At 74.0% G+C, this 16,366-nt stretch carries 11 protein-coding genes; 1 reads left to right on the plus strand and 10 read right to left on the minus strand.

Going from position 1 to position 16,366, the window contains the following annotated elements; all coding sequences use genetic code 11:
* The first annotated feature begins 28 nt into the window (after positions 1-28).
* The gene (gene mmuM, locus BM242_RS07540; protein WP_093837920.1) at positions 29-973 is read left to right on the plus strand and encodes a homocysteine S-methyltransferase; all 945 of its coding nucleotides are present in this window, start codon (positions 29-31) and stop codon (positions 971-973) included.
* 513 nt (positions 974-1,486) lie between these two features.
* On the opposite strand, the gene chrA is transcribed toward mmuM, so the two are convergent.
* The 10 genes from chrA to BM242_RS30080 all read right to left on the minus strand — a co-directional run bounded on the left by chrA (position 1,487) and on the right by BM242_RS30080 (position 16,306).
* Entirely contained in the window at positions 1,487-2,737 is a 1,251-nt protein-coding gene (gene chrA, locus BM242_RS07545; protein ID WP_245833897.1) for a chromate efflux transporter, read from the minus strand.
* A 143-nt stretch (positions 2,738-2,880) separates the two neighbouring features.
* Positions 2,881-3,897 carry an ornithine carbamoyltransferase gene (gene argF, locus BM242_RS07550; protein ID WP_093837921.1) on the minus strand — a complete coding sequence of 339 codons (1,017 nt, stop codon included), beginning with the start codon at positions 3,895-3,897 and terminating at the stop codon, positions 2,881-2,883.
* A gap of 100 nt (positions 3,898-3,997) precedes the next feature.
* Entirely contained in the window at positions 3,998-5,233 is a 1,236-nt protein-coding gene (locus BM242_RS07555; RefSeq protein WP_093837922.1) for an arginine deiminase, read from the minus strand.
* 91 nt (positions 5,234-5,324) lie between these two features.
* Entirely contained in the window at positions 5,325-7,982 is a 2,658-nt protein-coding gene (locus tag BM242_RS07560; protein WP_093837923.1) for a polynucleotide kinase-phosphatase, read from the minus strand.
* Positions 7,979-9,613, minus strand: a complete 1,635-nt coding sequence (locus tag BM242_RS07565) for a 3' terminal RNA ribose 2'-O-methyltransferase Hen1 (protein ID WP_093837924.1) — start codon at positions 9,611-9,613, stop codon at positions 7,979-7,981. Before BM242_RS07565 ends, BM242_RS07560 begins: the two co-directional genes overlap by 4 nt.
* 247 nt (positions 9,614-9,860) lie before the next feature.
* Positions 9,861-12,311, minus strand: a complete 2,451-nt coding sequence (locus tag BM242_RS07570; protein WP_093837925.1) for a phosphoketolase family protein — start codon at positions 12,309-12,311, stop codon at positions 9,861-9,863.
* A 219-nt stretch (positions 12,312-12,530) separates the two neighbouring features.
* Positions 12,531-13,142 (minus strand): hemerythrin domain-containing protein, encoded by a 612-nt coding sequence (locus tag BM242_RS07575; RefSeq protein WP_093837926.1) that lies wholly within the window; start codon positions 13,140-13,142, stop codon positions 12,531-12,533.
* Positions 13,143-13,195: 53 nt separating this feature from the next.
* Positions 13,196-14,398, minus strand: coding sequence for a hypothetical protein (locus BM242_RS07580; protein WP_093837927.1), 1,203 nt, complete (start codon positions 14,396-14,398; stop codon positions 13,196-13,198).
* 697 nt (positions 14,399-15,095) lie between these two features.
* The gene (locus BM242_RS30075) at positions 15,096-15,629 is read right to left on the minus strand and encodes a hypothetical protein (RefSeq protein ID WP_245833898.1); all 534 of its coding nucleotides are present in this window, start codon (positions 15,627-15,629) and stop codon (positions 15,096-15,098) included.
* On the minus strand, positions 15,626-16,306 hold the full coding sequence (locus BM242_RS30080; RefSeq protein WP_245833899.1) for a hypothetical protein: 681 nt from the start codon (positions 16,304-16,306) through the stop codon (positions 15,626-15,628). The genes BM242_RS30075 and BM242_RS30080 overlap by 4 nt, the downstream gene beginning before the upstream one ends.
* Between the last annotated feature and the right edge of the window lie 60 nt (positions 16,307-16,366).

The following is a 16,366-nucleotide window of genomic DNA, read 5'->3' on the forward strand; positions in this document are numbered from 1 at the left end:
GGAGCCGGGCGGCGGAAGGAGGCGGGCGATGGCCGAGGGCTTCGGCGAGGCGCTGCGGGAGAGGGTGCTGGTGCTCGACGGCGGGCTGTCCAACCAGCTTCGGGCGCAGGGCTGCGACCTGTCCGGCGAGCTGTGGTCGGCCCGGCTGCTGGCCGATGATCCCGGGCAGATCCGGGCCGCGCACGCGGCCTATCTGCGGGCCGGCGCGCAGGTGCTGATCAGCGCCTCGTACCAGGCGTCCCGCCGGGGCTTCGCCGGGCGCGGGCTCGGTGCCGCCGAGGCGGACCGGCTGGCCGGGCGCAGTGTCGCCCTGGCCCGGGAGGCGGCCGAGCGGGCCGGCCGGCCCGGCCGCCGGGTATGGGTGGCCGGTTCGGTCGGCCCCTACGGCGCGGTGCTCGCCGACGGCAGCGAGTACCGCGGCCGTTACGGCCTGGGCATGGGCGAGCTCATCGCCTTCCACCGCCCCCGGATCGAGGCACTGGCCGCCGCCGGCCCGGATGTGCTGGCCCTGGAGACGGTGCCGGACACCGTCGAGGCCGAGGCGCTGCTGCGCGCCGCCGAGGGCTGCGGGGTGCCGGTCTGGCTCTGCTACACCGTGGCGGGCGGCCGGACCCGGGCCGGACAGCCGCTGGCGGAGGCCTTCGCGGTGGCCGCCGGGAACGACCAGGTGGTCGCGGTGGGGGTCAACTGCTGCGACCCCCGCGAGGTCACCGGGGCGGTGCGCCGGGCGGTGGCGGCCACCGGCAAGCCCGCCGTCGCCTATCCCAACAGCGGGGAGGACTGGGACCGGGTCGCCCTCCGCTGGCGCGGTCCGTCCCGGTTCGCCGCCGCGGCCGGTGCCCGGGCCGGTGAGTGGGCAGCCGCCGGGGCCCGGCTGATCGGCGGCTGCTGCCGGGTCGGTCCGGAGGACATCGCGGCACTGGCCGCCGGGCCGGGCCCCGCACCGGGTGGCAAGCGCTTCCCGAACTGCTGAATTCCGGCCGTGTTCGGCACCTCCTGTTCGATTCCTCGGCCGCTCGTCCGAGCGGACGGTCGGTGTATCACGCATTGCAGTTGTCCAGGTGGGCTGCGTGAACAGAAGTGATCAGGGGATATACGCAATGTAGTTTGTTTAATACTCAACGTAACAAGAGGCGACCGAATCGATGCCCCTCGGACTGGCATCCGTCCGCCGTTCCCCGCAGACTCACACCCGCGAACAGCCGGGTTCTCCGGAAGTGCCGCGACGGGACGGCACTTCCGGTCCCTTCCGCCGCCGCGCCCGAGCGGCGCGCGGCGGCGGAGGAACCGCCGGCCGCCGCCCGTGTCTCCGCGTCAGCGCAGGGCGGAGGCCCGGTACGGCACCCGGCACGCCGTGGCGCGAGGGGGCGCCGCGACAGGGCCGCGCACCGGTGCATGCTTCCCCGCCACCCGCCGGTGCGCGGCTTCCCGCCCTCCCGTCCGGTCCGCTCCCGCCGGCCCGGACGGGAGCCCGCGGGGAACGGGCTCAGCCGGGCGGAAGTCCGAGCAGGGCGGCGAGCACGCCCAGCGCCGCGGCGCCCAGCAGGGCGCTCACCACACCGCGGCGCAGCGCCAGCAGCCAGCCCACGGCCGCCGCCAGCACCCCGTACTGCCAGGCGTGTTCCAGCGACAGGGCCAGGGAGACCGCGGAGCCGCCGATGGCGCCGATCACGGCCGGGCCCGCGCCATGGAAGAAGGCCTGCACGGCGGGCAGCGAGCGCAGCCGGTCGAAGGACCGGCCGCCCAGGATCACCAGCAGGAAGGACGGCCCGAAGGCGACCAGCGCGGCCAGCAGCCCGCCCGCCGCGCCGCCCGCCGCGAACCCGACCACCGCCACCGTCTGCACCACCGGGCCCGGGGTCACCTGGCCCAGGGCGACGGCGTTGAGGAACTCGGCGTCCGTCATCCAGCCGTAGCGGTCCACCGCGTCGTTGTGCATCAGCGGGATGATCACGAAGCCGCCCCCGTAGGACAGCGCCCCCACCTTGTACGCCACCCAGGTCAGCGCCGACAGCCCGGCGGCGGCCGTGGCCACCGGGACGGCGGCCAGCAGCGACCACAGCCGCCAGTCGCGCCCGCCGCGGCCCGGCGCCCCGGCGGCGCCCCGCCGGTGCCCGTCCCGTATCCGGGCCGCGCGCCGGATCCGGGTGATCAGCACCTCCAGCAGCCCGGCCGCGATCAGCACCACCACCAGCCAGGGCCCGAGCAGCACCGTGGCCAGCCCGCCGGCCAGCAGATAGCCGTACCAGCGCAGCCGGGCCGGCCGCCCGGAGGCCCGGCGCCGGGAGTCCGGCGCCAGGCCCCAGGCCGCATGCACGGCCACCGCCGCGACCGCCGCTCCGGCTCCGGCCGCCGCGCCGCTCACCCAGCGCGGCGGATCCCCGGCCAGGAAGAGCGCGGCCAGGGCCAGGATCAGCAGCAGGCCCGGCACGATGAAGCAGACGCCGCCGACCAGTGCGCCGGGCACCCCGCGCAGCCGCCAGGCGGTGAAGATGGCGAGCTGGGTGGAGGCCGGGCCGGGCAGCAGATTGGTGGCCGCGATGCCGTCCTCGAAGTCGTCCGCGCTGAGCCAGCGCCGCCGCCGCACGCACAGCTCGCGCAGCAGCGTGATGTGCGCGGGCGGACCGCCGAAGCCGATCACCCCGATCCGGCCCCATTCCCGGGCGATGACGGCCAGCGGGACCGGGCCGGACGGCTCGCCCCCGGAGGTCTCCTCGTCCATCGGCTCGGGCTGCATACGGTCCCCCATGCGGTCGCTCGGCCCCGAGCGGCGGTCGGCTGCCGCTCCGGCGGGCCGCCGCGGGGCCGGGCAGGGACGGTTCCCCGGGCGGCGGGCCGAGACTATCCGGCCCCGGTGACATCCGGGCGACGGCCCGGCGCTCAGGCCGAGGCGGGAGTGGCCAGGGTGGCGACCAGCAGGGCCTTGATGGTGTGCATCCGGTTCTCCGCCTCGTCGAAGACGACCGAATGCGGGGACTCGAAGACCTCGTCGGTGACCTCCAGCGACTCCCGCCCGAACCGCTCGTGGATCTCCCGGCCCACGGCCGTGCCCAGATCGTGGAAGGCGGGCAGGCAGTGCAGGAACTTCACCTCCGGATTGCCGGTGGCGCGCAGCACGTCCATGGTCACCGCGTAGCGGCCCAGGGCGCTGATCCGCTCCTCCCACACCTCCTTGGGCTCGCCCATGGACACCCACACGTCGGTGGTCACGAAGTGCGCGCCGTGCACCCCCTCGCCGACGTCCTCGGTGAGGGTGATCCGGGCGCCGCTGTCCGCGGCCAGTTGCCGGGCCCGGGCCACCACCCGCGCGTCGGGCCAGTAGTCCTCGGGCGCCACGATCCGCACATCCATGCCGAGCAGCGCGCCGGTCACCAGATAGGAATTGCCCATGTTGAAGCGGGCGTCGCCCAGATAGGCGAAGGCGGTCTCGGCCTGTGGCCGGCCGCCGCCGTGTTCGTCCATGGTGAGCACATCGGCCAGCATCTGGGTCGGGTGCCAGTCGTCGGTGAGGCCGTTGTAGACCGGGACCCCGGCGTGGGCGGCCAGTTCCTCCACGGTGTCCTGTCCGGCCCCCCGGTACTCGATGGCGTCGAACATCCGGCCGAGCACCCGTGCGGTGTCCTTGACCGACTCCTTGTGCCCGATCTGCGAACCGGACGGGTCCAGATATGTGGTGGCGGCGCCCTGGTCGGCGGCGGCGACCTCGAAGGCGCAGCGGGTCCGGGTGGAGGTCTTCTCGAAGATCAGGGCGATGTTCCGGCCGGTGAGCCGGCGTTCCTCGGTACCCGCCCGCCGGTCCGCCTTGAGCCGTCCGGCCAGCTCGATCAGCGAGCGGAACTCGTCGGCGGTGAAGTCCAGTTCCTTCAGGAAGTGGCGGCCCGTGAGGTCTGCGGCCATGACGGCTCCTCGGTCGGTGGTACGGCAGAAGACTGTAACTATATACGAACTTTGGAATCTCTATGCAGTGCGGTTCCCCGCCGCACCGATGCCCCGGGGGTCAGAACACCGGATCGCGCTCGACGGGGCAGCTCATGCAGCGCGGCCCGCCCCGCCCCCGGCCCAGCTCGCCGCCCGGTACCTCCAGCACCTCCACCCCGCTGTCCCGCAGATGGCTGTTGGTGGTGACATTGCGGTCATAGGTGATCACCACCCCAGGCTCCACCGCCAGCACATTGCAGCCGTCGTCCCACTGCTCGCGGGCCGCCGAGTGCACATCCTGCACCGGTGTCAGCACCCGGATGGCGGGCAGGTCCAGTGCCGCCGCGATCGCCCGGTGCATGTCCTGCGGCGGATGGTCGGTCACCCGCAGCGGCAGCGCCCCGCCGCCCGGCTCGATGGTGTAGGAGCGGAGCATGCCCAGCCCGGCGTACTGGGTGAAGGTCTGCCCGTCCACCATGGTCAGCACGGTGTCCAGATGCATGAACGCCCGCCGCTTGGGCATGTCCAGGGCCACGATGGTGCGCGCCGAACCCGCCGCGAACAGGCCCCGGGCCAGCATCTCCACGGCCTGCGGCGTGGTCCGCTCACTCATCCCGATCAGCACCGCGCCGCCGCCCGGCACCAGCACGTCCCCGCCCTCGATGGTGGACGGATAGGCGGCCTGACCCTCGGACCAGATCCGGAACGTCCCGGCCTGCGGGCCGGTGAACAGCGGGTGATGGCGGTAGACCGCCTCGAAGTGCACGGTCTCCCGCTGCCGGGCCGGCCAGCGCATGGCGTTGATCGACACCCCGTCGTACACCCAGCAGGAGGTGTCCCGGGTGAACAGATGGTTGGGCAGCGGCTGGAGCAGGAAGTCGTCCAGATCCATCACATGGAACCGCACCGAGGACGGCTCGGCGTGCCCGGCCAGGAACTCCCGCTTGGTCATGCCGCCGATCAGCGCCTCGGCCAGACTCTCCGGCGGCATCTCCTCGAAGACCTGGCGCAGCCGGCCGGTGGCCAGCGGACCGTACTCGTGCTCGTCGAAGACCCGGTCCAGCACCAGCTTCTTCGCCTCCGGAACGGCCAGGGTCTCGGTCAGCAGCTCGCCGAAGAGATGCACCGTGACGCCGCGCCGGCGCAGCAGCGCGCACAGGGCGTCGTGCTCCTGCTGGGCACGGCGCACCCACAGCACGTCGTCGAAGAGCAGGTCGTCCTTGTTGGTCGGGGTGAGCCGCTTCAGCTCCAGCCCGGGTCGGTGCAGGACGACCCGGCGGAGCCGGCCGGTCTCGGAAGCCACGCGGAATGCCATGCGCCCATCCTTGCCGAGCCGGCCCGGCCGCGCAGCGGCGGCGGCCCGGCCCGGCAGCCCCGCGCCCCGCCGGGCCGGCGCGGGGCGCCGCCTACAGGCGCGGATCGACCGGCTCGGACTCCAGGGCCAGGACGGCGAAGACGGCCTCGTGCACCCGCCACAGCGGCTCGTCCGCGGCCAGCCGGTCCAGCGCCTCCAGCCCCAGCGCATGCTCGCGCAGCGCCAGCGACCGCTTGTGGCCGAGGTGGCGCTCGCGCAGCCGGGCGAGGTTCTCCGGGCGGGTGTACTCCGGGCCGTAGACGATCCGCAGATACTCCCGGCCCCGGCACTTGACGCCCGGCTGCACCTGCCGGCCGTCCCCGTCCCTGACCTGCGCGGCGAGCGGCTTGACCACCATGCCCTCGCCGCCGGCCGCGGTCAGCTCCAGCCACCACTCCGTACCGGCCGCCACCGACGCCTCGTCGGCGGTGTCCACCACCAGCCGCCCGGTCGGCGCCAGCAGCCCGGTGCCCCCGCCGGCCCCGGGCTCGGCGGCGATCATCCGGTCGATCAGCGCGAGCTGCCGGTCGTGGGCCAGCCCGGCCAGCGACCGGCCCTCGGCGGCCAGCAGCCCGAACGGCGCCAGCCGCACCCCCGCGGGCACGCCGTCGCCCCCGTCGCCGCCGGCGGGCCAGCAGTAGCGGCGGTAGGCGTCGGTGAACGCTGCCGCGTCCGCAGCCCGTTCCCGCTGCCGCTCCAGCAGGCCGCCGTCCAGCGCCACGCCCCGGGCGCGCGCCGCCTCCAGCGCGGCCAGTGCCTCGGGGAACGCGGCCCGGGCCGCCGCGCCCACCGCCGCGTACTGGCCGCGCAGCAGCCCGCCCGCCTTCAGCGACCAGGGCATCAGCTCGGCGTCCAGCAGCAGCCAGCCGGTCTCCAGTTCCTCCCACAGCCCCGCGCCGCCGATCGCCGCCGACAGCCGCTCCAGCAGCCCCGCGGCCGTCGCCGCGTCGTCGAAGAACGCCCGGCCGGTGCGGGTCCAGACGGCTCCCGGGGCGCCGGGCGCCACCCCGAACCGCTCGCCGATCACCCGCGGATCGCGGGCCACCAGCACCACCGCCCGCGAGCCCATGTGCTTCTCCTCGCAGATCACCTCGCGGACCCCGGCCGCCCGGTAGGCGGCGAACGCCTCCGCCGGGTGCTCCAGATATCCCTCCGCCGCCGAGGTGGCGCAGGGCGCCATGGTGGGCGGCAGATAGAGCAGCAGCCGGGGATCGACGGCGAACCGGCTCATCACCTCCAGCGCCGCCGCGGCGTTCTCCTCACGGACGGACAGCCGTCCGGCGTGCCGGGTGGTGACCACGCGCCGGCCCTGCACATCGGCCACATCCAGCGGGCGGCCGGTACCGCCGCCGGGGGCCTCGGCGGCCAGGGGGCGCACCGGCTCGTACCACACCCGCTCGGCGGGGGTGTCCGCCAACTCCCGTTCCGGCCAGCGCAGGGCGGTCAGCCGGCCGCCGAAGACCGCGCCGGTGTCCAGACAGATGGTGTTGTTGAGCCAGGAGGCGCGGGGCACCGGGGTGTGGCCGTAGACCACCGCCGCCCGGCCGCGGTAGTCCTCCGCCCAGGGGTAGCGCACCGGCAGGCCGAACTCGTCGGTCTCGCCGGTGGTCTCGCCGAAGAGCGCGTGCGCCCGCACCCGGCCGGAGGTGCGGCCGTGGTACTTCTCCGGCAGGCCCGCGTGCGCGACCACCAGCCGGCCGCCGTCCAGCACATAGTGGCTGACCAGACCGTCGAGAAAGGCCCGCACCCGCGCCCGGAAGCCGCCGCCCTCCGGCTGCCGCTCCTGCCGCTCCTTCTCCTCGTTCTTCTTCTTCTCCTCCTCCTCCTCCTCGACGCGCTCCAGCTGCTCGATGGTCTCGGCCAGGCCGTGTGCCACCCGGACCTTGCGGCCGGCCAGCCAGCGGCCCAGCTTCTGCTCGTGATTGCCCGGCACGCACAGCGCCGTGCCCTGCTCCACCATGCCCATCACCAGCCGCAGCACGCCCGGGGAGTCCGGGCCGCGGTCCACCAGATCCCCGACGAAGACCGCGGTACGGCCCTCCGGGTGCCGGGCACCGACCGGGCGGCCCCGGCCGTCCCGCTCGATGACATAACCCAGCTTCCCGCCCAGCAGGGTCTCCAGCTCCGAGCGGCAGCCGTGCACATCGCCGATGATGTCGAACGGCCCGGTGAGGTGGCGCAGATCGTTGAAGCGCGGGCGCAGCGCGACCCGGGCGGCGGCCACCTCCGCCTCGCCGCGCAGCACATGGACGTGCCGGAAGCCCTCCCGCTGCAAAGCGCCGAGCGAGCGGCGCAGCTCGCGGCGCTGGCGCGGCAGCACGTGCGGGGGCAGGCCGGCCCGGTCCGGACGGGCGGCGTTGCGCTCCCGGCAGACCGGCTCGGGCACATCCAGCACCACCGCCACCGGCAGCACATCGTGCTCCCTGGCCAGCGCCACGAGCCGGGCGCGGGCCTCGCGCTGCACATTGGTGGCGTCCACCACGGTCAGCCGGCCGCCGGCCAGCCGCTTCCCGGTGATGTAGTGCAGCAGGTCGAACGCCTCCGGGGTGGCGCTCTGGTCGTTCTCGTCGTCGGCCACCAGACCGCGGCAGACGTCCGAGGACACCACCTGGGTGGGCCGGAAGTGCCGCCGGGCAAAGGTGGACTTGCCCGATCCGGTGGTGCCGATCAGCACCACCAAGGACAGATCGGGTATCGCCAGCTCCGTCATGCCCCCGCCTCCCGCTTGTCGTCCCGGTCCCGGTTCTGGTCCTGCTCCGTGCCGGTGCGGAACAGGGCGAGCTGGGTGGGTGCGCCCACCTCCGGGTCGTCCGGGCCGACCGGCCGGACGGAGACCCGGTAGCCGTACCGGCGGGCCGTCGCATCCGCCCACTCCCGGAACCGGGCCCGGTCCCACTCGAACCGGTGGTCCGGGTGACGGAACGCTCCGGCGGGCAGCGTCTCCCAGCGCACGTTGTACTCGGCGTTCGGGGTGGTCACCAGCACGGCCCCGGGCCGGGCATGGCCGAACACCGCGTACTCCAGGGCGGGCAGCCGCGGCGGGTCGACATGCTCGACGACCTCGCAGAGCACCGCCGCGTCATAGCCCTTCAGCCGGCTGTCGGTGTAGGTCAGCGCGGACTGGAAGAGCCGCACCCGCTCCCGCTGCCGCTCCGGCAACCTCTCCAGCCGCAGCCGGCGGGCGGCGAACTGGAGGGCCCGTACCGATACATCGACCCCGGCCACCTCACGGAACCGGCCGTCTTGCAGCAGAAGCTGGATCAGATGCCCGGCGCCGCAGCCCAGATCCAGCACCCGCTCGGCGCCGAGCTCGGCCAGCGCGGCCAGGATCGCCTCCCGCCGCCGCTGCGCGAGCGGCACCTGCCGCTCCTCCTCCGCCGTCCCGGCCGTCCCGGCCGTCCCGGCCGTCCCGGCCGTCCCGGCCGTCCCGGCCGTCCCGGCCGTCCCGGCCGTCCCGGCCGTCCCGGCCGTCCCGGCCGTCCCGGCCGTCCCGGGCGTCTCCTCCGTCTCCTCCGGGACGGCGTTGTCCAGCTCCTCCGGCTCGGCGTCGTCCGCCTCGGCCAGCCGGGCCAGCTCCAGGCGCTGCATCGCCTCCCGGGTGAGCGCCGCCCGCCGATGCAGATAGCGCCCGGTGATCAGCCGGTGCTCGGGGTGGTACGGCAGCCAGCCCTCGCCGGCCCGCAGCAGCTTGTCCACCTCTTCCGGCGTCACCCAGTAGTGCTTGGCACCGTCCAGCACCGGCAGCAGCACATAGATCTGGCGCAGCGCCTCGGCCAGCGGGACACCGTCGCCCTCCAGCGCCAGCCGCACATAGCGGGACTCGCCCCACTGAGGGAAGTGTTCGTCCAGCGGCACCGGATCGGCCGTCACCCGCCAGCCGAGCGGTTCGAACATCCGGCGCACCAGCTCGGGGCCGCCGTAAGCGGGCAGCGCGGGCACGGTGATGCGCAGCGGCAGCGGCCGCCCGGCCAGCTCCGGGCGGGCCCGGCACTCGCCGCGCAGCGCGGTGCGGAACACCTGGCCCAGCGCCACCGCCAGCAGCGAGGAGGCGGCATAGGGGCGGTCGTTGACGTACTGCGCCAGCGCCCCCGCCTGGTGGCCGGGGGCCGGCCGGGCACCCCGGCGCCCGCCCCGGCCGGCGGCACGCACCAGCCCCACCGAATCGATCTCCAGCAGCAGCGCGGCGGTGCAGCGCCGCTCGTCCGCCTCCGGATAGAAGACGTGCGCCGTCCCGGCCGTCACCGAGAAGCTCTGATGCCGCTCGGGGTGCTTGTGCAGCAGATGGCCGAGATCCGTGGCCGGCCGCCCGGCATCGCCCGTGGTCGCAATGGTCACCAACACCCGCCCGAGTATTGCCCGCCGCGCCACCCGACGACCATTGCTTTTCCCCGCCCGGGGCGGAGCGCTCCCCGCGACCGGCCGGCCCACCGCGCCGGGTCACCGGACGATGGGCCTCACGCCGGCGGCGGCCACGAACCGACGGTGTTCACGCCGGCGAACCGCGGTGTCGCCGGGCCGCCCCGGCCGCGTCCGGACGGCGATGAGCAATCGCCAATCCGCACCGTGCCCTTGTGGGGGCGTCCGGAACTCAGGGCTGCCACGTCCAGTCGGTGATTTCCGGGGGATCGGTTCCGGTGCGGCGGATCCCGGCGCGGATCTCGTCCCGGCGCCCGGCGTAGCGGCCGGCCAGATCGGCCAGATCGGCCAGATCGGCCAGATCGGCCAGAACTGCCGGATCGGCCGGGCCGCCGGGGCCGGCCGATGGCCGGCCGGGCAGGTGGCGCAGCGCGGCGACGGCCAGGTCGTGCCGCGAGGTCCCGTTGCGGATCAGCAGGTCGTACGGGGTGGTCGTGGTGCCTTCCTCCACATAGCCGCGGACATGGAAGCGGCCCGGCCGGGGGCGGCCGTGCAGCAGTTCGTGGACGGCCGCCGGATAGCCGTGGAAGTCCAGGACGACCGGGAGGTCCTCGCCGAACAGGGCGGTGAAGCGTTCCTCGGACATGCCGTGCGGGTGGCGGCGCGGCGGGGCGAGCGCGCACAGGTCGACGATGTTGACCACCCGGATCCGGGCCCGGGGCAGGTCGTGGCGCAGCATGCCGGCCGCCGCCAGGGTCTCCACGGTGGGGATGCCGCCGGCGCAGGCGAGCACCAGTTCCGGCTCCCCGCCGCCGGGCGTGCCGGCCCACTCCCACACCGAGGCGCCGGCCGTGCAGTGCCGGCGGGCCTCGTCCAGGTCCAGCCACTGGGCGGCGGGCTGCTTGCCGGCCACCACCGCGTTCACCCGGCCGGTCTCGGCCAGCAGCCGTTCCATCACCACCAGCAGGGTGTTGGCGTCCGGCGGCAGATAGACGCCGGTGACCGCGCTGTTCTTGGTGAGCAGATTGTCGATGAAGCCCGGCCCCTGGTGGCTGTACCCGTTGTGCTCCTGCCGCCAGCCCTCGCTGGTCAGCAGGTAGGTGAGGCTGCTGACCGGGGCCCGCCACGGCACCTCGCGGCTCATCTTCTGCCACTTGGCGTACTGGTTGAGCATGCTGTCCACGATCGCGGCGAACGCCTCGTAGGTGGGGAACAGCCCGTGCCGTCCGGTCAGCAGATAGCCCTGGAGCCAGCCCTGGCAGGTGTGCTCGGAGAGGATCTCCATCACCCGGCCGTCCGGGGAGACGTCCTCGGCGTACTCCCCGGGCGGCCCGGTGAAGGCCCGCCCGGTGGCGGCCAGCACCCCGTCCAGCCGGTTGGAGGCCAGCTCGTCGGGGGAGACGATGCGGAAGTCCCGGCGCTCCTCGCTGCGGCGCATCACCTCGGTGAGCCAGCCGGCCAGGGCCCGGTTCGGGGAGGCGGTGGCGCTGCCGGGGCCGTCGGGGAGCCGCACCGCGTGCGGGTGCAGCGGCGGCAGCGCGAGCGGCCGGCGCAGCAGGCCGCCGTTGCCGGCCGGCTGCGCGCCGAGGCGCCGGGGGCCGGACGGACAGCGGGCCAGCACCTCGGCGGCCGGGCGGCCGTCCGCGTCGAAGAGTTCCCACGGCCGGTAGGAGCGCAGCCAGCCCTCCAGCTCGGCGAGCCGGCCGGGGTCCTCCCGGGCGTCCTCCAGCGGGATCTGGTGGGCGTGGAAGGTGCCCTCCAGCGGCCGGCCGCCGGCCCGGGCGGGCGCGCCCTGCCCCTTGAGACTGCGCAGCACGATCATCGGCCAGCGGGGCCGCTCCGGCTGCTGCCGCCGCCGCTGCCGGCCGCCGCCGTCCCCGCGGGCCGTGTCCTGGATCGCCCGGATGGTGTCGTGCGCCGCCCGGACCGCGTCGGCCACCGGATCGCTGCCCGCCGGCCGGTCGCGGACGTCCACGATCCGCGGGTCCCAGCCGTAGCCGCGGAACAGCGCGGTCAGCTCCTCCTCGGACATGGCCGCGAACACGGTCGGCGAGGAGATCTTGTGACCGTTGAGGTGCAGCACGGGCAGCACCGCGCCGCAGGTGACCGGGTCCAGGAACTTGGCGGAGTGCCAGGCGGCGGCGGTCGGCCCGGTCTCGGCCTCGCCGTCGCCGACGATGCAGGCCACCAGGCGGGCGGGTGCGTCCAGCGCCGCGCCGAAGGCGGTGGCCAGCGCATAGCCCAGCTCGCCGCCCTCGTGGAGGGTGCCCGGCAGGGCGGGGGAGAGGTGGCTGGGGAAGCCGTCCGGCGCGCAGAACCGCCGGGCCAGCTCCGTCAGCCCGCTCTCGTCGCGGGTCAGTGCCGGGTCGTACTCCTGGTGCGTGCCCTCCAGCCAGAGGCAGGCGTGGTTGGCCGCCGCGCCGTGCCCGGTGCCGGTGACCAGCAGCACCTCCGGGCCGCGCTCGGTGACCAGCACGTTCAGCGCCTCGTAGACCATGGTGATGCCGGGGCAGGAGCCCCAGTGGCCGAGCAGCCGGGGCTTGAGATGGCCGGGCCGCAGCGGCTCGCGCAGCAGCACGTTCTCCCGGAGGTAGATCAGCGCGGCGGCGATGTAGTCGGCGGCGCGGCGGAACGCCGAGCCGGAGGGGCGGTGATGCCGGTGCGCGGGCGGCGTGTCTGTCATGCACGGTCCCTGTTCCGTCGACGGCCGCCCGGGTACCCGCGGGCCGCCTCCTCTCTCATCCGGTCGCTGTGCCCGGATTGTGCATGTTCCGCAAGGCAGTGTGCGGGACCGCCGCCCGCGGTCCGGGCCGGGTACGTGCCGGTACGCGGCCCCCGCGGCGGGGGCGGCGGTCCCGCACCGTCCCGGGCGGGGCGGGGAGCCGCACCCCGCCCGGGAGCGTCAGGACCCGCTTTTCATGGCGCGGCGGGCGGCGTCGCGGGCGCGGTCCATGACGGCGGCGAGGGGTCCGGCGGCCAGATTGGCGGCCGCGGACTCGACGCCGGGGTGGGGGTGGGTGGGCGCGGTGGTCTCGGCGGCGCGGACCGCCTTGGCCAGGGCGGCGAGCTTCCCCGGCTCGGCGGCGCGGCGCAGATGGGTGAACTCGTAACGTTCCTCGGCGCGGGCGTGCTCCATCACGGCGGTGCGCAGCTCCAGCAGCTGCGGCAGGAAGGCGGGATCGTCGGTGTCCATGCCGTCCAGGCGGGCGAGCATCTCCTTGGCCTGGCGTTCCTCCTCCAGGCGGTCGGCGACCACCCCCTCGCCGCCCGCGGTGGCGCGGCGGGCATAGGGATGGACGATCTCCTCCTCGGCGGTCTCATGGACGGCCAGCAGCCGTACCAGGCGGCCGAACGCCTCCCGGCGGGCGTCGCCCTCGGCCTGCTCCACCTCGTCGAAGAGATTGCGGATGTCGCCGTGCTGGCGCATCAGCAGCGCGACCACGTCCTCCTGCGCGCCGGCGCTGGTCCGGCCGCTGTCGCGCACCGGGTTCTGACCGGGCTCGGTCTGGGTCATCTGGTTCTCCTGGGCCGTTGTGCCGTGGCGGATCGGTGGCGGTCGGTGATGGATCAGTACTGCTCGCGCAGCTCGGGCACGGGGTGCGCGCCCTCGCTCTCGATGCGGTACTCGCGGTTGAACAGCTCCTGGTGCTGGGCGATCACGCGCTCGCTGGGCGGGCCGCCGTCGCTGTTGAGCCGCTGCTGCATGGCCTCGAACCGCTCGTGCGCCTCGCGCACATATCCGGCGCCCAGGGTGGTCAGGTCGAGCTGTTCGGCGATCAGCGTGCGGATGTACTCCTTGTTGGGCTCGAAGGTGAGCACATTGGGCAGTTCGGGGGCCAGGATCTCCTCCGGCTCCCGCCCGTCGTGGCGGCGCATCAGGTCGCAGGCGATCCGCAGGTGCTCCAGCTCCATGTTCAGGTGCAGCTCCCAGATGGCCTTCACCTTGGGGTCGCTCTCCTGCTCCATGAAGGAGTGGTAGAGGTAGCACTCGTTGTACTCGTGGTTGACCAACTGCTCCCACCAGGTCTCGCCTGGGTCCACCAGGGACTCGTAGTGGGTGACGTGCTCCTCCTCGATCAGCCCGATCTCCTGGTACAGCTCCCGGGCGATCGGCTCCATGTAGGTGGGGCCGACATTCATGTAGAAGTTCATGGTCTGCTGCTCGGCCGACATGATGGTCAGCGCGTGCAGCTTGGACAGCGGGTCGGTGCGGCTGCGGTCGTACGGATCGCGCACATTGTCCGCCGGGTGGCGGTGGTGCGCCTTGGTGGGGCGGCCGGGCATGACCTCGGTGAGCTGATCGACGATGGCCTCCGCCTTGCGGTGCTCGATCATCTCGTAGAGGTTGGCGTACCGGTACAGATGGTCGAAGTCCTCCAGCACCCCGAACTGGTAGGCCTGCTTGAGATAAGGGTCGGGCTCCATCCGGGCGACCCAGGCGGTCAGGTCCACCGCCACCTGTTCATAGGCGATGGTGGTCTCCAGCACCGAGGACACCCCGGGCAGCAGCCAGTTGACCGCCTTCTGCTGCTGCGCCTCGGTGTAGCGGACCTCGGCGAGCTGCCGCTTGACCTCCGCGTCGGGGCAGTGCCGGGCCATGTGGTGGCTGAACATGACCGCCTCGACCTCGATGCCGTTCATGGTGATGATCCGGCAGCGGGTGTAGGGATCGATGTGGTCGGGGTCGATGGGGGTGACGGCCAGCTCCCGCCAGTTCCGCACCTGGCGGTCCAGGGGGATGCCCCGCTGCTGCAGAGGGTTGAACGTCATGGGCGATTGCTCCCGTTGGGTGGGGGTTTCGTGGCATCTCCCACTGTGCGTCACCACGCCCGTCTCACCCGCACGGAGCGCCGGACGTGGTCCGGATGGCGCACCACAACCACGACACCGGTCCAGCCCCTGAGGCGGCCCCGACCCGCCCCAGGCGAGCACACCAAGGGCGCTCTCCGTCCGTTGCTGGACGGGGATGCATCCCGTGGAGAATCGCTTCCCGGGACGCGTGCCACGCAGCAGAGCAAGGTCGGCGGCTACCCGGGGTGGCCCCAGCGGCCTGACTGGCCGGATTGCGAGGGCCGCGGCACCCGCATGGAGCACCTGCTCAGCATCACCGCCACGGAACCGGGCATGGGGCGCTGGCTTCCTCAGGAGGACCGGGATCCCCGCGAGTACGGGGCCGACGTGCCGTCCTGGCTGGCCAAGGCAGACCCTGCCGCCCTTGACACGTTGGGCATGGCATGGACATGGGCGACCTCGGAGGCAGGTACTTCATCGTCTGCCGCACCTGCCCGGACACCCCCTGCACCCATCGCTACGACTGCTGGTCCCGGTCCGTTCGGCTCGCGGGGCCGATGTCAGTGGCAAGGGCCTTGAGACCCGCAGCCCGCTTCGGATGGCGCCCGGGACCTGGGACGCACCGCAGACGCCGATCTCCGCCAGGGCTTCACCGCCGTCTTCGTCCGGGTGCCGGTCAGGGAGTGGGAGGACCGGGCGGCGGGGGCGGGGCAGGGCTCTCGCGCAGGGAGGCCAGGACCAGGCGTCCGTACGGGGTGGCCAGGGCCGCCGCCGTGGCGGCGAAGGCGGCGCCGAGGCCGGCGGCGAGGTGCCAGGGGGAGTCCGTGCCGAGGGCCTGCACGACGCCCAGCGCGGTCCCCAGCGGCAGGCCGAGGATGGTGAGGATGCCCAGTGCTCCGCTGATCTGCTGGTTCTGGCGGGTCTGGACCCATTGCCCGAAGTCGGCGGCCTGGGCCGTGACGTCCGCGAACCGCTCCGGCAGCCGGTACTGCTCCTGAAAGGCCACCAGCAGGTCGTTCGCCGGGCCGTGGGCGGTCAGGTGCTGCTGCCAGTAGACACTGCGGAAGCGGGCCAGTTGCCCTTCCAGGGCGGCGACCCGCCGGGCCAGCCCCGGCCCGTCGAAGACATCGGACAGGCTGTCCGCGATCTCGTCGATGTGGTCCCGCTGGATGCTGCCCAGCAGCAGGGCGTCCAGATAGACGGTCCTCATGTGCTGCGCCGCGAAGCCGAAGAAGTCGTCTTCTCCCCGTCGGCGCGGTGGCCGAGGAAGGCTGCGCCGTGCCGCAGGATGAGGGCGCTCCAGTCGGCGGAGATGCGCAGTGCCCGCTCCCGGATACGGGGCAGTTCCTCAGGCGGCAGCGGGTAGTCGGAGCTGTTGGACCGGGAGGCGAGCTGCCACAACCACATGTCGGCTGCCTCGGGCAACGGGCCGTCCGCCGGATCGCGCAGCGCGGGTGTGTGTTCGGTCCGCGGAGTGAGAAAAGCGAGCGTGTACGGGCGGGCAAGCGCGAACGGCCGGGCCTGCGGGCGGGTTCCGGCGATGTCTCGCAGCAGGCGTTCGGGTGCCAGCGGACCGTGCAGCGGGCTGGGCGGCGCGCCGTAGCGGCCGCCGAGGGCGCGCAGCGTGTCCAGCAGGCGCGGGCCGCGCACGGTGAGATGCAGTATGGCGAGGGCGGATGCCGGCTGGCGCACGGTTGCCGTGCTCAGCAGCTCGATGCCGTCGAGAGTGACCGGGCCGTGGCCGAGGTCCGTGATGCGGTGCCAGCGGCAGGGCCGCTCCGGCGTCCCGTACAGCGCCCGTCCGGCGGCGGGCGTGAAGTACGTCTGCCGCAGCGCGAGATCCGTCCCCCGCCCGCCGAGGGAGAAGGGCAGCGGCCTTCGTCCCACGGGGGAGTGGCGCGCAGGGCCACGGGCAGCACCACAGTGATCAACTGCCGTACGCCCTCG

Source organism: Streptomyces aidingensis (genome assembly GCF_900112355.1).
Classification (GTDB): Bacteria; Actinomycetota; Actinomycetes; order Streptomycetales; family Streptomycetaceae; genus Streptomyces; species Streptomyces aidingensis.

Coding starts and splice junctions, on each gene's coding strand:
- argF (WP_093837921.1), bottom strand. CDS start 3,897: ATGGCCGCAGACCTCACGGGCCGCCACTTCCTGAAGGAACTGGACTTC.
- chrA (WP_245833897.1), bottom strand. CDS start 2,737: ATGCAGCCCGAGCCGATGGACGAGGAGACCTCCGGGGGCGAGCCGTCC.
- BM242_RS07580 (WP_093837927.1), bottom strand. CDS start 14,398: ATGACGTTCAACCCTCTGCAGCAGCGGGGCATCCCCCTGGACCGCCAG.
- mmuM (WP_093837920.1), top strand. CDS start 29: ATGGCCGAGGGCTTCGGCGAGGCGCTGCGGGAGAGGGTGCTGGTGCTC.
- BM242_RS30075 (WP_245833898.1), bottom strand. CDS start 15,629: ATGAGGACCGTCTATCTGGACGCCCTGCTGCTGGGCAGCATCCAGCGG.
- BM242_RS07570 (WP_093837925.1), bottom strand. CDS start 12,311: ATGACAGACACGCCGCCCGCGCACCGGCATCACCGCCCCTCCGGCTCG.
- BM242_RS07560 (WP_093837923.1), bottom strand. CDS start 7,982: ATGACGGAGCTGGCGATACCCGATCTGTCCTTGGTGGTGCTGATCGGC.
- BM242_RS07555 (WP_093837922.1), bottom strand. CDS start 5,233: ATGGCATTCCGCGTGGCTTCCGAGACCGGCCGGCTCCGCCGGGTCGTC.
- BM242_RS07575 (WP_093837926.1), bottom strand. CDS start 13,142: ATGACCCAGACCGAGCCCGGTCAGAACCCGGTGCGCGACAGCGGCCGG.